At 60.6% G+C, this 14727-nt stretch carries 16 protein-coding genes and 2 tRNA genes; 11 read left to right on the top strand and 7 right to left on the bottom strand.

Annotated features, from left to right (window positions below; translation table 11 throughout):
• Window positions 1–13: 13 nt before the first annotated feature.
• The 6 genes from ACL0K2_RS08055 to hemA all read right to left on the bottom strand — a co-directional run bounded on the left by ACL0K2_RS08055 (window position 14) and on the right by hemA (window position 5429).
• Window positions 14–532 (bottom strand): acyloxyacyl hydrolase, encoded by a 519-nt coding sequence (locus ACL0K2_RS08055; protein ID WP_045163349.1) that lies wholly within the window; start codon window positions 530–532, stop codon window positions 14–16.
• Window positions 533–619: 87 nt separating this feature from the next.
• Window positions 620–1411, bottom strand: coding sequence for a glutamate racemase (gene murI, locus ACL0K2_RS08060; RefSeq protein ID WP_413044186.1), 792 nt, complete (start codon window positions 1409–1411; stop codon window positions 620–622).
• Entirely contained in the window at window positions 1404–2159 is a 756-nt protein-coding gene (locus ACL0K2_RS08065) for a molybdopterin-synthase adenylyltransferase MoeB (RefSeq protein WP_413044452.1), read from the bottom strand. The genes murI and ACL0K2_RS08065 overlap by 8 nt, the downstream gene beginning before the upstream one ends.
• A gap of 20 nt (window positions 2160–2179) precedes the next feature.
• Window positions 2180–3007: a peptide chain release factor N(5)-glutamine methyltransferase gene (gene prmC / locus ACL0K2_RS08070; RefSeq protein WP_413044187.1), complete on the bottom strand. Its 828-nt coding sequence runs from the start codon at window positions 3005–3007 to the stop codon at window positions 2180–2182.
• Between the two features lie 74 nt (window positions 3008–3081).
• Window positions 3082–4164, bottom strand: a complete 1083-nt coding sequence (gene prfA / locus ACL0K2_RS08075) for a peptide chain release factor 1 (RefSeq protein WP_045163353.1) — start codon at window positions 4162–4164, stop codon at window positions 3082–3084.
• Window positions 4161–5429, bottom strand: a complete 1269-nt coding sequence (gene hemA, locus ACL0K2_RS08080) for a glutamyl-tRNA reductase (RefSeq protein WP_045163354.1) — start codon at window positions 5427–5429, stop codon at window positions 4161–4163. The genes prfA and hemA overlap by 4 nt, the downstream gene beginning before the upstream one ends.
• Window positions 5430–5612: 183 nt before the next feature.
• Between hemA and ACL0K2_RS08085 the strand changes: the two genes are divergently transcribed.
• The 9 genes from ACL0K2_RS08085 to ychF all read left to right on the top strand — a co-directional run bounded on the left by ACL0K2_RS08085 (window position 5613) and on the right by ychF (window position 12667).
• Window positions 5613–7340, top strand: a complete 1728-nt coding sequence (locus tag ACL0K2_RS08085; RefSeq protein ID WP_239611437.1) for a tetratricopeptide repeat protein — start codon at window positions 5613–5615, stop codon at window positions 7338–7340.
• Between the two features lie 3 nt (window positions 7341–7343).
• Entirely contained in the window at window positions 7344–7964 is a 621-nt protein-coding gene (gene lolB / locus ACL0K2_RS08090) for a lipoprotein insertase outer membrane protein LolB (RefSeq protein WP_045163356.1), read from the top strand.
• Window positions 7965–8825, top strand: a complete 861-nt coding sequence (gene ispE / locus ACL0K2_RS08095; protein ID WP_239611435.1) for a 4-(cytidine 5'-diphospho)-2-C-methyl-D-erythritol kinase — start codon at window positions 7965–7967, stop codon at window positions 8823–8825.
• A 14-nt stretch (window positions 8826–8839) separates the two neighbouring features.
• Window positions 8840–8914 (top strand) — tRNA-Gln (locus ACL0K2_RS08100).
• A gap of 52 nt (window positions 8915–8966) precedes the next feature.
• Window positions 8967–9041, top strand: a tRNA-Gln gene (locus ACL0K2_RS08105).
• An 83-nt stretch (window positions 9042–9124) separates the two neighbouring features.
• The gene (locus ACL0K2_RS08110) at window positions 9125–10066 is read left to right on the top strand and encodes a ribose-phosphate pyrophosphokinase (protein WP_025242805.1); all 942 of its coding nucleotides are present in this window, start codon (window positions 9125–9127) and stop codon (window positions 10064–10066) included.
• A gap of 124 nt (window positions 10067–10190) precedes the next feature.
• Window positions 10191–10808, top strand: a complete 618-nt coding sequence (locus ACL0K2_RS08115) for a 50S ribosomal protein L25/general stress protein Ctc (RefSeq protein WP_045163358.1) — start codon at window positions 10191–10193, stop codon at window positions 10806–10808.
• A gap of 34 nt (window positions 10809–10842) precedes the next feature.
• Window positions 10843–11427 (top strand): aminoacyl-tRNA hydrolase, encoded by a 585-nt coding sequence (gene pth / locus ACL0K2_RS08120; RefSeq protein WP_413044188.1) that lies wholly within the window; start codon window positions 10843–10845, stop codon window positions 11425–11427.
• 139 nt (window positions 11428–11566) lie between these two features.
• Complete coding sequence (gene ychF / locus ACL0K2_RS08125; RefSeq protein WP_239611433.1) at window positions 11567–12667, top strand: redox-regulated ATPase YchF; 1101 nt, start codon at window positions 11567–11569, stop codon at window positions 12665–12667.
• Window position 12668: 1 nt separating this feature from the next.
• Here ychF and ACL0K2_RS08130 read toward each other — a convergent pair whose 3' ends face one another.
• Entirely contained in the window at window positions 12669–12842 is a 174-nt protein-coding gene (locus ACL0K2_RS08130; protein ID WP_413044189.1) for a hypothetical protein, read from the bottom strand.
• 322 nt (window positions 12843–13164) lie between these two features.
• Here ACL0K2_RS08130 and oscA point away from each other — a divergent pair, with 322 nt between their 5' ends.
• The gene (gene oscA, locus ACL0K2_RS08135; protein WP_239611432.1) at window positions 13165–13344 is read left to right on the top strand and encodes a sulfur starvation response protein OscA; all 180 of its coding nucleotides are present in this window, start codon (window positions 13165–13167) and stop codon (window positions 13342–13344) included.
• 184 nt (window positions 13345–13528) lie between these two features.
• Entirely contained in the window at window positions 13529–14527 is a 999-nt protein-coding gene (locus tag ACL0K2_RS08140; RefSeq protein WP_413044190.1) for a sulfate ABC transporter substrate-binding protein, read from the top strand.
• Window positions 14528–14727 lie beyond the last annotated feature (200 nt).

The raw sequence follows: 14727 nt of genomic DNA on the forward strand, positions 1-14727 counted from the left end.
ACTTGTCACGGGTTCAGAACGATGCCCGGTAATGCAACGAGTAGCTCTCGATGCCATCGTTGGGGTTTTTGAGCCCAGCGTTGGAATAGTGGATCGCCCGCAGGCCGATTTCGTGGCCACCGGCGAAACGCAACCCCGCACCAAAGCGATCCTCAAACTGGAATGACGAGCCCAGGTCGTTCTTCTCGATCTCGGTGTTTTCGAAGGCCGCGATGCCGACGCCCGCTTCCAGATAAGGCTTCACCGAGTCACCCGCGAACTCATAGACGAAGACCGGCGCCAGCGACAGGCTATGATTGCTGGTCGTTTCGTCACCTTCCCAGTAGGTGTAACCAGCGTCCCAATAGCCTGTGAGCCGACCGACGCTCGTCTGGAACCAGCTGCGATTGAAATCAAACTGCGCGCCAAGACGATAGGTCATGGTCGACTCACCGGTTTGCCCCACGGCAGCGGTTAAATCCAACGCATGGGCGGCAGCCACCTGACCCAGTGAAACAGCCGCAACTGCAGCGAGAGAGATCAGTTTTTTCATTCGGAATTTCCTTATCGAAAAGTTGGCATCGCGTGTTGTTTTTCGAGTATTAACCCAAATACAGAAAGCAGACGCAGCGGGGAGTTCCTAGTCAGGATAGTACGCAACCGCCCCGCTTTCGCCCCAAAGTACCGGTAGTACACTGGCCAATCGGCGAGGATCACCGCTGCTCCAGAAACGCACCGCCGCACCGCCGGCACCCAATTGGTCACGCACCGTCAGTATCGTTTCCAAATGTCGCGCCACCGCCGCCCCGGTATCCACCAAGGTGACCGTCGGCGGAAGCAGCTCGACCAACAGCGGCTTGATGAACGGATAGTGGGTACAACCGAGAATCAGGGTGTCACACCCCTGCTCGATCAGGGGCTGGACGAACCCCAGCAGCAACGAGCGTGTCGCCTCGGCATCGAGCTCTCCGGCTTCAATGCGCTCCACCAGACCAGGACAGGGTTGGGTAATCACGCGCACATCACTGGCAAAGCGGTCCAGCAACGCTGCGAATTTAGCGCTTTTCAATGTACCTGTGGTGGCCAGCACCCCGACAACACCGCTACGGGTGGCCTGCGCGGCCGGTTTGACCGCAGGCTCCATGCCCACCAGCGGCACATCCGGGTACAGCTGGCGAAGTTCGGCGACGCCTGCAGCGGTGGCCGTATTGCAGGCCAACACCAACGCCTTGGCACCCTGTTCCAGAAAGAAGGCCGCGATTGACCGGCAACGTTCGCGAATGAACTCCGGACTTTTTTCGCCATAGGGCACATGACCGCTGTCGGCCAGATAGAGCAACGACTCCAGGGGCAGACGTGCGCGAATCTCGCGCAGCACAGACAGGCCACCGACCCCTGAGTCGAAAACGCCGATCGGCGCGTTGTCAGCCACGGCCGTTACCGCAAACCGCGCAGGCTGGGTCACGCTTGACCTTAAGCTCGCGGAAGCGACTGGTCAGCGCATCGACCAGCAATAGCCGGCCCACCAGCGGCTCACCGAAGCCTGCCAGCAGCTTCAGCGCTTCGAGGGCCTGCAGACTTCCCACCATACCGACCACCGGCCCCAACACGCCCGCCTCGCTACAGGTCAGCTCGGCCTCACTGCCGTGCCCGTAGAGGCAGTGGTAGCAGGGGCTGGTCACGATCCGCGGATCGAAGACCGAGAGCTGCCCCTCGAGACGAATCGCAGCGCCGCTCACCAAGGGTTTCTTCGCCAAGACGCAGGCGGCATTGACGGCCTCCCGCACGGTGAAGTTATCGGTGCAATCGAGCACCAGATCCACTGCCGCTACCGCAACGCCGAGGGTATCGGCGTCCATCGCGGCGCGATGCGATACCAGCTTCGCCAAGGGATTAAGCGCCGATAGCCGCGCGATGACCGAATCCACCTTAAGCATGCCAACCGATGGAGTGTCATGAACGATCTGCCGTTGCAGATTGGTCAGATCGACACTGTCGAAATCCGCCAGGTGCAATTCCCCGACGCCGGCGGCAGCCAGATAAAGCGCCACGGGCGAACCCAGCCCGCCCAGCCCGACGATCAGTACACGACTCTGCTTGAGCTTCAGCTGGCCACCAATGTCGACCTGTTTCAGCAAGATCTGCCGGCTATAGCGCAGCAGTTCGTCATCGCTCAGCATGTCGCTCTCCTCGATGATAGTCATGGCCGTTGACCCAGACTGATGCGCTCGTGGCCGCCAAGATCCTTGCGACTCTGGATATCGACGAATCCACTTTCGGCGAACAGCCCACGCACTGCCGACGCCTGATCGTAGCCGTGCTCCAACAGCAGCCAACCCTGACAGAGCAGATGGCTCGGCGCGCTCGCGATGATCTGCCGAATATCGTCCAGACCGTCATCTCCAGCCACCAAGGCGCTGCTCGGCTCGAAGCGCAGGTCCCCCCTCTGAAGATGCGGATCATGCGCCGGGATATAGGGCGGGTTACTGACAATGAGTGCAAAACGCTGCCCAGCAAGGGCGGAAAACCACCGACTCTCACGGAACTCGGCGTTATCGAGGCGCAAACGCTGGGCATTGCGCGCCGCCAGGTCGACCGCTTCGGTGACGCGATCGACCCCGGTCACCTGCCAAGCTGGTCGTTCATGAGCCAGCGCCAGGGCGATCGCCCCAGTCCCGGTACCTAGATCCAGTATGTCGGCCGGGGTCGGCGGCAATAGCTGCAATGCGGTTTCGACCAGCAGTTCGGTGTCCGGCCTGGGGATCAAGGTATGGGGAGCGACCTCGAGCTCTAGGCTCCAGAAGCCCTGGCGCTCCAGAATGTAGGCCACAGGTTCACCGCGACGACGACGCGCCAGATCAGCGACGAAACGCGCTTCGCTTTCGGCCGGCACTTCTCGCTCGGGCCAGGTACGCAGATAGCTGGCTGGCTTGCCCAGCGCCGCAGCCAGCAGCCATTCGGCATCAAGCTTGCCGGATGGTGAATCCGGCAGAACTGCAGCAAGAAGCAGTGATTCGATGGTGGCCATGATGGCGCTTCCGTAGGAGCCGGATGGCCGATGCGGCATGCCGGGTTCAAGTCAGTATCGTCAGCGGGTTGCGATCAATCACCCAGCGCCGCCAGCTGGTCCGCCTGGTATTCCTGCAACAACGGCTCGATCACTTGCTCAACCGCGCCGCCAATGACTTCATTGAGCGAATACAGCGTCAGGTTGATGCGGTGATCGGTCACCCGCCCCTGCGGAAAGTTGTAGGTACGGATACGTTCGGAGCGATCGCCCGAGCCGACCAGCAGCTTGCGCGTATCGGAGATTTCCTTGTGCGCGGCACTGTCTTGCACATCCTGCAGTTTGGCTGCCAGCCACGCCATGGCGCGGGCGCGATTCTTGTGCTGCGAACGCTCTTCCTGGCATTCAACCACGATGCCGCTGGGCATGTGCGTAATGCGCACCGCCGAATCGGTCTTGTTGATGTGCTGACCACCGGCGCCGGATGCTCGGTAGGTATCGACGCGCAGATCGGCCGGATTGATCTCGATGGCGATCTGCTCGTCCGGCTCCGGCAGTACCGCAACGGTGCAGGCCGAGGTGTGAATGCGCCCCTGGGATTCGGTTTCCGGGACGCGCTGTACGCGATGCGCGCCGGATTCGAATTTGAGCTTGGCGAACACATTGTCGCCTTCGATGCGCGAGATGACTTCTTTATAGCCGCCGTGCTCGCCAGGGCTTTCGGACAGGATCTCGACACGCCATCCCTGCCGTTCGGCATAGCGCGAATACATCCGGAACAGGTCACCGGAGAAAATCGCCGCCTCGTCGCCGCCGGTACCGGCGCGGATCTCCAGAAAGACGTTGCGGCCGTCCTTCGGATCTTTCGGCAGCAGCATGCGCTGCAACCGGGCTTCGATCTCTTCGAGCTTTGCGCGGGCTTCAGTAACCTCTTCCTCGGCCATTTCACGAACGTCCGGGTCGTTGTCCTTGAGCAAGGCCTGCGCGCCTTCGAGATCGGATTGCATCTTGAGGAATTCGCGGTAGGTGGCGATGACCGGTTCAACCTCGGCGTATTCGCGCGAGTAGGCGCGAAAGCGCGTTTGATCGCTGATCACTTCCGCGTCGCCAAGCAACGCCGTCAGCTCTTCGAAGCGGTCCTGCAGAATGTCGAGTTTGTTGAGCAGCGACGCTTTCATGATTTGTCCGTGCTGTCCTGCAAGGCGAAGAGCTCCTGCACGATGTTCAGAGCCTCTCCACGCCCTTCGGCGGAAAGTTTTTTCAGCTGAACGCTGGGCGCGTGCAGCAGCTTGTTGGTCAGCCCACGAGCCAGTTGAGCCAGCGCATCCTCGGGCGTGACGCCATTGGCCAGCAACCGCTGAGCCTTGAGCATCTCTTCGTCGCGAATGCGTTCGGCGTGCTGTCGGTAGGCCTTGAGCACATCCACGGCCGCCAACTCACGCAGCCGCGCCATGAAGTCATCGGTACCGGCCGCGACCAGCTCCTCGGCGGCCTGGGCCGCACCCTGGCGGCTCTTGAGGTTTTCCGCAACCACCTCGTGTAGATCGTCGACCGTATAGAGGTAGACATCGTCCAGTTCACCGACCTGCGCTTCTATGTCGCGGGGAACCGCAATATCAACCATGAACATCGGCTTGTGCTTGCGCTTCTTCAGCGCCTGTTCCACGGCGCCTTTGCCGAGGATCGGCAACTGACTGGCGGTGGAGCTGATGACGATGTCGCTGTTGTAAAGCTCATGGGGGATATCGGCAAGAAGGATCGCATGGGCGCCGAATTGCTCGGCCAGAATACTGGCACGTTCGAGTGTGCGGTTGGCGACCACGATGCGCTTGACGCCCTGCTCGTGCAGGTGGCGAGCGACCAACGTGATGGTTTCACCTGCGCCGATCAGCAATGCCTGACTGCGATGCAGGTTGGCAAAGATCTGCTTCGCCAGGCTGACGGCCGCAAAGGCTACCGAGACGGGGTTTTCGCCGATGGCGGTATCGGTCCGCACGGTCTTGGCGGTGCTGAAGGTCGCCTGAAACAGACGTCCCAGTAGCGGGCCGACGCTACCGGCTTCGCGCGCAACTGCGTAGGCGGACTTCATCTGTCCGAGAATCTGCGGTTCACCGAGCACCATCGAATCCAGCCCGGAGGCGACACGCATCATGTGCCGCACAGCCTGATCGCCGGTATGAACGTAGGCACAGGCTTTGAGGTCCTCGAGACTCAGGCGGTGATAATTAGCCAGCCACGCCAGCACCGCCTCGGCTTCGATCTGGTCCTGCTCGAGATACAGCTCACTACGATTGCAGGTCGACAGAATGGCCGCCTCGCGCGTTGGCGTGACACGGCACAACTGCTGCAACGCCTCGACCATCTGTTCGGGCGTGAACGCAACACGCTCGCGCACATCCACCGATGCGGTCTTGTGATTGATGCCAAGGGCGATGAAAGCCATGCAGGGTCGCTGATTCGAAAAACGGAGCGCGCGATTCTCCTACTTCGCCTGCTTCAGAACAACCGTTGCCCATCATTGTCTCTACCAGATCGAGCCGCCCGATTCGCCCGACGAGCCAGCCCATGTGCTTGCCTGGCGGCTTGTGTCATCATGCCGCGACCGCAGACCAGCCTTATATTCCCTATGAAAAAACTCCTCGCCATCAGCGCCGTCCTGCTTCTCGGTGGCTGTCAAAGCTTCACGCAGAGCACTTCCGACAGCGGCCCGCCGATCGAGGAGACCACGCCGCAAGCAACAGAAACCAGCCCGAGTGAATACGGTTCGTTCAGCAGCGACACGCTGTACGCATTGCTGGTCGCTGAACTCGCCGGGCAGCGCAATCGCTTCGATATCGCACTGGGCAACTATGTCCAGCAGGCCAACGCGACCCAGGACCCCGGGGTAGCCGAGCGCGGTTTCCGTATCGCCGAATACCTCGGCGCCGATCAGGCGGCGTTGGACACGGCGATGATCTGGGCGACCAACGCACCGGATAATCTCGACGCCCAGCGTGCCGCAGCGGTGCAGCTGGCCCGTGCTGGGCGCTACGAGGAATCGCTGAAGTTCATGGAGAAAGTGCTGCAGGGCCAAGGCGATACGCACTTCGACTTCCTTGCCCTGTCAGCCGCCGAAACCGACCCGGATACCCGCACCGGCCTGCTCAAGAGCTTCGACCAGTTACTGGCCAAACACCCTGATAATCCCCAACTGAAATTCGGCAAGGCCGTGCTACTGCAACAGGACGGGCGCCCTGAAGAAGCACTCGCATTGCTCGAAGAGCAACCGGCCAGGGAACAGGAGATCCCTTCGATCCTGCTCCAGGCTCGACTGCTGCAGATGCTTGAACGTGGCAAGGAAGCACTGCCGCTGCTGGAGAAAGGCCTTCGTCAGCACCCCGAAGACAAGCGCCTGCGCCTGACCTATGCACGCCTGCTGGTCGAGCAGGACCGCCTTGACGAAGCCATGGGCGAATTCGCCACGCTGGTCCAACAAAATCCCGGCGACGACGATCTGCGTTTCTCGATGGCTCTGGTGTGCCTCGAAGCGCAAGCCTGGCGCGAGGCGATCGTTTACCTGGAAGAGCTGATCGAGCGCGGCAGCCACCTCGATGCAGCCAATTTCAACCTCGGACGAGCCTATCAGGAGCTGGACAAACCGGAGCAGGCGCTGAACGCGTTCGCCAAGGTCGGGCCCGGTAATGAGTACTTGCCGGCGAAACTCATGCAGGCGGAGCTACTGTTTACCCTCGGCCGTAATCAGGAGGCATCACGTCTGCTGGCCAGCGCCCGGGAAGAGCAGCCCGACTACGCGATTCAACTTTACCTGATCGAAATAGAAGCGCTTTCCGGACAACAGCAAGTCAAAGAAGCCTGGGAGCTGGTCGAACAGGCGCTGGAGCAGTTTCCCGACGACCTCAACCTGCTCTACACCCGAGCCATGATCGCCGAGAAGCGTGGCGACCTGGCCCAGCTGGAGCGAGATTTGCGCTACATCATCGAGCGCGAACCTGACAACGCCATGGCCATCAACGCACTGGGCTATACGCTCGCCGATCGCACCGATCGATACGACGAAGCCCTTGCGCTCATCGAGCAGGCGCACCGGATCAATCCGGATGACGCCGCCATTCTCGACAGTCTCGGCTGGGTCAATTATCGCCTGGGTAATCTCGACGAAGCCGAAACCCAGTTGCGCAAGGCGCATAAGCGCATGCCGGACCATGAAGTCGCCGCCCACCTCGGCGAGGTGCTCTGGGCGTCCGGCGAGCAGCGGGAGGCCAGGGCGATCTGGGCCGAAGCACTGAAGCAGCAACCGGACAGTCAGGTGCTGCGCGAAACCATCAAACGTCTGACAGGCTCGGAGAAACTCTGACACATGAAGTCGATGCGCAACCTGCTGATTCCTGCATTGATGCTGCTGCTTGCTGGCTGCGCCGGTCTCGGCCCGCAGGAATCCGTTGAGGGCCCTGGCAGTGCCGATGACTGGAAGGCCCACAAAGCTCAGATCAGCGAAATCGATGGCTGGCAGATCAACGGCAAGATTGGCATTCGAGCACCCCAGGACTCGGGCAGCGGCACGCTGTTCTGGCTACAGCGCCAGGATTATTTCGACATCCGGCTGTCCGGTCCACTGGGCCGCGGCGCCACTCGTCTAACCGGTCGCCCTGACGCCGTCGCGCTGGAAGTTGCAGGCCAGGGCCGCTTCGAAGCCGAGTCGCCAGAAGCGCTGGTGGAAAGTCAGCTCGGCTGGCAGCTGCCGGTGTCGAACCTGCTCTGGTGGGTGCGCGGCCTTCCCGCCCCGGACAGCCGCAGCCGGGTCGCGCTGGACGCCAATGGGCGTCTCGCCAATCTGCAACAGGACGGCTGGGATGTGCAGTATCTCGGCTACAGCGAGCAAAGCGGCTTCAGCCTGCCGTCACGTATCAAGCTGGCCGGTCGCGACCTGCAGATTACGCTCGTGATCAAGGACTGGCAGCCGCGCCGGCTCGGCCACTGAATGCGCAGGCTGATCTTGCCGGCACCGGCCAAACTCAACCTGATGCTGCACATACTCGGCCGTCGCGACGACGGCTATCACGACCTGCAGACGCTCTTCCAGTTTCTAGACTACGGCGACGAGCTGAGCTTTACGCCTCGGACTGATGGCCAGATCCGCCTGCATCCCGAGCTACCGGGCGTGGCGCATGACGACAACCTGATCGTACGCGCGGCTCGCCTGTTGCAGACCCACAGCGGGTGCAGCCAGGGAGCCGACATCGAACTGATCAAGCGTCTGCCCATGGGTGGCGGCATCGGGGGCGGCAGTTCCGATGCGGCCACCGCCCTGCTCGGCCTCGATCACCTCTGGCGGACCCATCTTGGCGAAGAACGCCTGGCCGAGATCGGCTTGTCGCTTGGAGCCGATGTGCCGGTCTTCGTCAGGGGCCGAGCGGCCTTCGCCGAAGGGATTGGCGAGCGCCTGCAACCGGTCGAATTGAGCGAACCCTGGTTCCTCGTGATCGCCCCGCAAGTCTCTGTTAGTACAGCGGAAATATTTTCCGACCCAGAGTTGACACGCAATACCCCGGCCATTACAGTTCGCAGCCTTCTTGCAGGGGGCGGTCATAACGACTGTCAGCCGGTGGTCGAGAGGCGTTACCCAGAGGTTCGTAACGCTTTGAGCTTGTTGAACAAATTTGTTCCAGCAAGGATGACCGGCACTGGAGCTTGTGTGTTTGGGAGCTTCCCAAACAAAGGTGAGGCTGATAGAGTTTGCCGCCAACTTCCAGCCGATTTACCAGCTTTCGTAGCACAAGGCCGCAACATTTCGATGCTGCACCGAAGGCTTGCGCAGCTGACGCAGGAAGTGAGTGATTAGAGGTTGTACGCTGTAGGGGCGTCGCCAAGCGGTAAGGCACCAGGTTTTGATCCTGGCATGCGTTGGTTCGAATCCAGCCGCCCCTGCCATAACCTTTCGAGGTTGCTACAGCCAGACGATCGCTTTCAGGGTTACATCTACAGGGGCGTCGCCAAGCGGTAAGGCACCAGGTTTTGATCCTGGCATGCGTTGGTTCGAATCCAGCCGCCCCTGCCAAACATCACGAGAGCTGTTCAAAACGCCTGGCCTTTTGAACAGCTTTTTGTTTCATCGGATCCACCCTCAGGCAGGTACTGCGCGTGTCCAAGATGATGGTCTTCACGGGGAACGCCAACCCCGACCTGGCCCGGCGTGTTGTACGTCAGCTGCACATCCCTCTCGGTGACGCCTACGTCGGTAAATTCTCCGACGGCGAAATCAGTGTCGAGATCAATGAGAACGTTCGTGGTAAGGACGTCTTCCTGATTCAGCCGACCTGTGCCCCCACCAATGACAACCTGATGGAACTGGTCGTGATGGCTGATGCCTTCCGCCGCTCCTCCGCCACCCGCATTACCGCTGTCATTCCCTACTTTGGTTACGCCCGTCAGGATCGCCGTCCGCGCTCCGCACGTGTGCCGATCAGCGCCAAGGTCGTGGCCGACATGCTCGATGTGGTGGGCGTCAACCGCGTCCTCACCGTTGACCTGCATGCCGATCAGATCCAGGGTTTCTTCGATTTGCCCGTGGACAACATCTACGGTTCGCCGGTCCTGGTCGATGACATCCAGGCCCAGCGCTTCGAGAACTTGATGATCGTTTCCCCCGACATTGGTGGTGTAGTGCGTGCTCGCGCCGTCGCCAAGTCGCTGGGTGTGGATCTGGCTATCATCGACAAGCGTCGCCCGAAGGCCAACCAGTCCGAAGTGATGCACATCATCGGTGATATCGAAGGTCGTACCTGCATCCTCGTCGATGACATGGTCGATACCGCTGGCACCCTGTGCCACGCCGCAACTGCCCTGAAAGATCATGGCGCTGCCAAGGTCTTCGCGTATTGCACTCACCCGATTCTGTCCGGTCGCGCCATCGAGAATATCGAAGGCTCTGTCCTCGACGAACTGGTGGTGACCAATACCATTCCGCTGTCCGCAGCGGCGCAAGCTTGTACCCGTATTCGCCAATTGGACATCGCGCCAATGGTGGCTGAAGCGGTTCGCCGTATCAGCAATGCTGAATCGATCAGCGCGATGTTCCGCTAAGCCGAAAGCTTAGCCCTTCGCGCAGAACGAAAATGTGCCCCGCCCCGTGCGGGGCTTTTTGCCCAACCGCCCGGTAGTGCTGGTCGCAAGCACTTCGGGCGTGTTGTTATCCTGGAGAAACACAATGACTGATTTCACTCTGAATGCCCAAGTGCGTTCCGACCTGGGGAAAGGTGCGAGCCGCCGCCTGCGTCGTAATGCCAACCTCGTTCCGGCCGTCATCTACGGTGGCGACAAAGCCCCGCAGTCCATCAGCCTGCTGCTGAAAGACGTAACCAAGCTGCTCGAAACCGAAGCTTCTTTCAGCCACGTGCTGACCCTGAACGTCGATGGCCAGAACGAGTCTGTTCTGATCAAGGCGCTGCAGCGTCATCCGGCCAAAGGCTTCGTTCTGCACGCTGACTTCGTCCGCGTTGTTGCTGGTCACAAGCTGACCGCTACCGTTCCGCTACACTTCATCAACCAGGAATCCTCGGTTGGCGTGAAGCAGCAGGGCGGCGAAATCCTGCACAACATCAACGAAGTGGAAGTTTCCTGCCTGCCGCAGGATCTGCCGGAGTTCATCGAGGTCGACATGGCCAAGGTTGAAGTCGGTCAGGTACTGCACATGACCGACCTCAAGCTGCCGAAAGGCGTTGAGCTGGTCGCCCTGGCACACGGCAGCGACCTGCCGGTTGCCAACGTTCACGCTCCGCGCGTGAGCAAGGAAGACACTCCGAAAGAAGAAGGCGCTGCCGAGTAATCCGCTCGCTAGCATCTGAGGAAGGGCCTCTGTCGTGACTGCCGTCAAACTGATCGTCGGCCTGGGTAATCCAGGCCCTGAATACGACCAGACCCGGCATAACGCAGGGGCCCTTTTCGTTGAGCGTCTGGCCGCCCACAAAGGTGCCAACCTCAGCGTGGATCGCAAGTATTTCGGCCTGGTCGGCAAGTTTCGCCACCAGGACGAAGATGTCCGCCTGTTGATTCCCACCACCTTCATGAACCGCAGCGGCCAGGCGGTGGCGGCACTGGCCGGATTTTTCCGAATTCCTCCCGAGTCTATCCTGGTCGCCCATGATGAACTCGACATGCCCCCAGGCATCGCCAAGCTCAAGCAGGGCGGCGGCCATGGCGGGCACAACGGGCTGCGCGACATCATCGCCAAGCTCGGCAATCAGAACAATTTCTACCGCCTGCGTCTGGGCATCGGTCATCCCGGCCACAGCAGCCTGGTGACCGGCTATGTGCTGGGCCGAGCGCCCCAGGCCGAGCGCGAAAAGCTGGACGCCAGCCTCGATTTCGCGCTCGACGTGCTGCCCGAAATTCTGGCGGGTGATTGGACGCGAGCGATGCAGCGCCTGCACAGCCAGAAGGCCTGATCGAACTCGACGCAGGGGTGCAAGACAAAGGCAACGGCGGCGCGGAAGGCCTGCATTACAGCGCATCACGAAGCCGTTTAACGCAGTTTGGCAACGCCGGTAGCGCATCCGCTGCCAGCCAATACCGAGGCAAAACACCATGGGATTCAATTGCGGCATCGTCGGTCTGCCCAACGTCGGCAAGTCCACCCTGTTCAACGCGCTGACCAAATCCGGTATCGCTGCGGAAAACTTCCCCTTCTGCACCATCGAGCCGAACAGCGGCATCGTACCGATGCCCGATCCGCGTCTGCAGGCCCTGGCTGACATCGTCAAACCCGAGCGCATCCTGCCGACCACCATGGAATTCGTCGACATCGCCGGCCTCGTCGAAGGCGCTTCGAAAGGTGAAGGTCTGGGCAACAAGTTCCTTGCCAATATTCGCGAGACCGATGCCATCGCTCACGTAGTGCGCTGCTTCGAGGACGAAAACGTGATTCACGTCTCCAACTCGGTCGATCCCAAGCGTGACATCGAGATCATCGAGCTCGAACTGATCTTCGCTGACCTCGACAGCTGCGAAAAGCAGCTGCAGCGCGTCACCCGCAACGCCAAGGGCGGCGACAAGGAAGCCGTGGCGCAAAAGGCGTTGCTAGAGAAGCTGATCCCCCACTTCACCGAAGGCAAGCCGGCCCGCACCTTGTTGAAGAAGCTCGGCGACGATGAGATTCAACTGGCCAAGGGCTTCCACCTGCTGACCAGCAAGCCGGTCATGTACATCGCCAACGTTGCCGAGGATGGCTTCGAAAACAACCCGCACCTGGACGTGGTCAATGCCATCGCCGCCGAAGAGGGTGCCGTCGTGGTACCGGTGTGCAACAAGATCGAAGCGGAAATTGCCGAACTGGACGATGGCGAGGAAAAGGACATGTTCCTCGAATCCCTCGGCCTGGAAGAGCCCGGTTTGAATCGTGTGATTCGCGCAGGGTACGAGCTGCTCAACCTGCAAACCTACTTCACTGCTGGCGTGAAGGAAGTGCGTGCCTGGACCGTCAAGGTTGGCGCCACGGCTCCCCAAGGCGCCGGCGTGATCCATACGGACTTCGAGAAAGGCTTCATCCGCGCCGAAGTGATCGCCTACAACGACTTCATCCAATACAAGGGCGAAGCCGGCGCCAAGGAAGCCGGCAAATGGCGCCTGGAAGGCAAGGAATACATCATCAAGGACGGCGACGTGATGCACTTCCGCTTCAACGTCTGATTTAGATCCTGGCGGATCTTGATGAACCCAAACGCTTGAGGAACGCCGTTGGCCGAGCCAAACCAGCCGGCTCGGCGGCTCGGCGCTGCGCCGTGAGCCCCGCGGCGTAACCGAAGAGTTCCGCATCGGCGGCCGCAATGCTTATCGCACAGCAACTGACCGCCACGCCTCCCACCCCGCTCGCTTTCTGATGAATACAGCGAGCCAGTAGATCCTTGCCGGTACCGATTCGCCACGGATCAGCAGCGCAATCGGCGGCCTTGCCAGATCAACATTATCACGATGCTGCCACGATCCGGGATCGATAGACGCCTTGGTTCGATGCCCAGCGGGCTGTGCTCTTCCTTGGCGAAGGCCAGCACATTGTTATTCCTTAACGATCTATAAATGTTCTTAAACAATATTTTTAAGAATATCTCAGCACCCTCTACTATCCGTTCCACGCCTCGCTGGCTACGGCCGTTCGGCCGTCACGAAAGGCTTCACGGAGAACAGAAATGACCGCGACCATTCCCAACATCGAGGGGCAGGACGAAGCCAGCATCCTGCGCGAGATCCACAGCGCCCTGCACGGCCTCAAGTTCGGCTCGGTGGAAATCACTGTGCACAACGGCGAGGTCGTGCAGATCGAGCGCAAGGAGAAATTCCGCCTGCAGCCGAACAACAAGACCACCTGACCATTTCATAACCCCGATTCATCAGCCCGACTGGACCACCGGAGGGCGTGACCATGACGAGCCAAGACCATGAACACGCACCGGTACTGCAGCTATCACCCGCCGCGAATGCGGAGCTGAAAGCCCCGAAACCGAATTCAGTAACAGCCAAAAGCACATTCGATCTGTTTTCAGGAGCTGCACCATGTCCATTCGACGTTTCGCTCTCGCCGCCCTGGCGAGCGTGCTGATTGGCGGCCACGCGCTGGCCGCCGATACCTTGCTCAACGTGTCTTACGACCCGACACGCGAGCTCTATGTGGAATTCAACAAAGCCTTCAACAAGCACTGGCAGGCCCAGGGCCACGAGCCGATCAAGGTTCAGCAGTCCCATGGCGGCTCGGGCAAGCAGGCCCGCGCCGTCATCGATGGATTGCGAGCCGACGTGGTGACCCTCGCACTGGCTGGCGATATTGATGAGTTGCATCGCCTCGGCAAGCTGATCCCCGCGGATTGGCAGTCCCGCCTGCCGGACGCTAGCACGCCCTACACCTCGACCATTGTGTTTCTTGTGCGCAAGGGCAATCCGAAAGCCATCAAGGACTGGGATGACCTGGTCAAGCCGGGCGTCGAGGTGATTACGCCGAACCCGAAAACCTCGGGCGGTGCGCGCTGGAATTTCCTCGCCGCTTGGGCCTATGCGCAGCAGAAATACGGCACTGAGAAAAAGGCGCAGGAATTCGTCGGCACGCTGTACCGGAACGTGCCGGTACTGGACACCGGCGCCCGCGGCTCGACCGTCACCTTCGTCAACAACGGCATCGGCGACGTGCTGCTGGCGTGGGAGAACGAGGCCTTCCTCGCATTGAAGGAACAGGGCGGGGAGAACTTCGAAATCATCGCGCCATCTCTGTCGATCCTCGCTGAACCGCCAGTGGCAGTGGTCGACAAGAACGTCGAGCGCAAGGGCACGCGGGAAGTAGCCGAGGCCTACCTGAACTACCTGTACAGCGAGGAAGGCCAGCGTATCGCGGCGAAGAACTTCTACCGGCCGCGCAATGAGAACGTCGCGGCCGAGTTCAAGGATCAGTTCCCGGCGCTGAAGCTGGTCACCATCGACGAGGACTTCGGCGGCTGGAAAATCGCACAGCCGAAGTTCTTCAATGATGGTGGGATCTTCGACCAGATCTATCAGGCGCACTGAAGCTGCTGCGCTTGCTCATACTGCGTTGAAGACCGGCTCGGGCCTGCTCATTTGCAGCTCGTAAACTCCGCGGCCCAGGCCTGTCTTCGCCTTGTCTGAGCTGCGCTCGCGACGCTTCAGCCGAAACGTTGCTCCCCGTGAGGCGTCGACGGTGGAAGTAAAAAGCGACTTCCACCCTACGCGGCTCAGCAGAATTCCTC

The organism is Pseudomonas sp. YJ42 (genome assembly GCF_047225135.1).
Taxonomy (GTDB): domain Bacteria; phylum Pseudomonadota; class Gammaproteobacteria; order Pseudomonadales; family Pseudomonadaceae; genus Stutzerimonas; species Stutzerimonas stutzeri_E.

Bases quoted from the DNA above. Each gene is read 5' to 3' on its own strand.
- prmC (WP_413044187.1), bottom strand. From the start codon at position 3,007: ATGGCCACCATCGAATCACTGCTTCTTGCTGCAGTTCTGCCGGATTCA.
- prfA (WP_045163353.1), bottom strand. From the start codon at position 4,164: ATGAAAGCGTCGCTGCTCAACAAACTCGACATTCTGCAGGACCGCTTC.
- ACL0K2_RS08085 (WP_239611437.1), top strand. From the start codon at position 5,613: ATGAAAAAACTCCTCGCCATCAGCGCCGTCCTGCTTCTCGGTGGCTGT.
- ACL0K2_RS08140 (WP_413044190.1), top strand. From the start codon at position 13,529: ATGTCCATTCGACGTTTCGCTCTCGCCGCCCTGGCGAGCGTGCTGATT.
- ACL0K2_RS08055 (WP_045163349.1), bottom strand. From the start codon at position 532: ATGAAAAAACTGATCTCTCTCGCTGCAGTTGCGGCTGTTTCACTGGGT.
- ACL0K2_RS08065 (WP_413044452.1), bottom strand. From the start codon at position 2,159: ATGCTGAGCGATGACGAACTGCTGCGCTATAGCCGGCAGATCTTGCTG.
- lolB (WP_045163356.1), top strand. From the start codon at position 7,344: ATGAAGTCGATGCGCAACCTGCTGATTCCTGCATTGATGCTGCTGCTT.
- hemA (WP_045163354.1), bottom strand. From the start codon at position 5,429: ATGGCTTTCATCGCCCTTGGCATCAATCACAAGACCGCATCGGTGGAT.
- ychF (WP_239611433.1), top strand. From the start codon at position 11,567: ATGGGATTCAATTGCGGCATCGTCGGTCTGCCCAACGTCGGCAAGTCC.
- ispE (WP_239611435.1), top strand. From the start codon at position 7,965: ATGCGCAGGCTGATCTTGCCGGCACCGGCCAAACTCAACCTGATGCTG.
- ACL0K2_RS08115 (WP_045163358.1), top strand. From the start codon at position 10,191: ATGACTGATTTCACTCTGAATGCCCAAGTGCGTTCCGACCTGGGGAAA.
- oscA (WP_239611432.1), top strand. From the start codon at position 13,165: ATGACCGCGACCATTCCCAACATCGAGGGGCAGGACGAAGCCAGCATC.